At 59.8% G+C, this 1,337-nt stretch carries 1 protein-coding gene; it reads right to left on the bottom strand.

All coding sequences use genetic code 11. From position 1 onward, the window contains the following. Positions 1–32 precede the first annotated feature (32 nt). Positions 33–1,243 (bottom strand): IS3 family transposase gene (locus J2W46_RS34285; RefSeq protein WP_310360460.1). Its coding sequence is split into 2 segments (ribosomal slippage): positions 33–928 and positions 928–1,243, totalling 1,212 coding nucleotides; the frame shifts between segments, so codons are not numbered across the junction. Positions 1,244–1,337: the final 94 nt, after the last annotated feature.

Below are 1,337 nucleotides of genomic sequence, written 5' to 3'. Positions count from 1 at the left end.
CTGGAGTTGACCCTGTAATCCCGGACACAGCGTCACACTAAGGTTGCTGAATCCATTGCGCGACGGAACGCTCTTGGCGAGCGATATTTCAACGCGCTATGGGGATGCTTCTCGTTGTAGTGCTCGAACGCGATGGCGAGATTACGAGCAGCGGTTGCCGCGTCCGGCTTTGGCATGAAGGCAACGTAATCGCGCTTCATCGTTTTCACGAAGCTCTCGGCCATTCCGTTACTTTGCGGGCTGCACACGGGTGTGGTCAACGGTTTCAAACCAATGCCCGTCGCGAACCGACGTGTTTCATCGGCCGTGTAACCCGAACCGTTGTCGCTCAACCATTCAATTTCGGATGGCGTATGCAAGGTATTGCCGAAGCGGTTTTCCACCGCCGCAAGCATCACATCGCGCACGATGTCGCCGCTGTGACCTGCCGTCGTGGCCGCCCAGCTCATCGCCTCGCGGTCGCAGCAGTCCAGCGCGAACGTCACGCGCAGCGGCTCGCCGTTGTCGCACCGGAACTCGAAACCATCCGAACACCAGCGCTGGTTGCTGCGCGCCACGGCCACCTTGCCGTCATGCCGTCGCTGAGGACGTGGCGGTGCGGGGCGGCGCTGCATCAGCAGTCCATGCATGCTCATGACGCGATAGATACGCTTCGCATTGAACGGCACCAGCCCCATGGCCTCACGCTCGCCGCGCAGCATGCCCCACACCCGGCGATAGCCGTAGCTCGGCAAATTCGCGACGACCCGGCGGATTTCCTCAACCACGGGAGCATCATCGGTTTGCCTGGACTTCCGGCCATCCTGCCAGTCAGCTGGGCGAGCAAGCTGCGCCGATACGTTCGAGCGCGACACGCCGAGAACTTCACAAACCAGTTTCACTGGCCGTCCTCCGGCAGCAAGGGCGCGTGCGCTATCCATTTTTTTGCTCGGCCATATTCAACTGCCTCGCGGAGAATCTCGTTCTCCATAGTTTTCTTGCCGAGCATGCGTTGCAGCTCACGAATCTGCTTTAGCGCATCGGCCAGTTCTGATGCCGGAACCACTTCCTCACCCGCTTTGACCGCCGACAGGCTTCCGTCCTGGTACAGCTTGCGCCAATGGAACAGCTGGTTCGGATTCACGCCATGCTGCCGCGCGACCAACGAAACCGATTTTCCCGGTTCAAAACTCTCTCGAACCATCGCCAGTTTCTGCTCCGCCGTCCAGCGCCGCCGACGCTCCGGGCCTGTCAACACTTCCATCGCTTCCTGCCTGGTGTTAGTCAAAAACACAGCCTTATGCCTACCCGTAATTTTAAGTGGGAGACTGTGTCCGGTGTTTCAGGGGGCTGCTCCA

This window comes from Paraburkholderia strydomiana (assembly GCF_031456815.1).
GTDB classification, from domain to species: Bacteria; Pseudomonadota; Gammaproteobacteria; order Burkholderiales; family Burkholderiaceae; genus Paraburkholderia; species Paraburkholderia caledonica.
The sequence above is the reverse complement of the archived record's forward strand: the minus strand, read 5'-3'. Positions and strand labels throughout refer to the sequence as shown.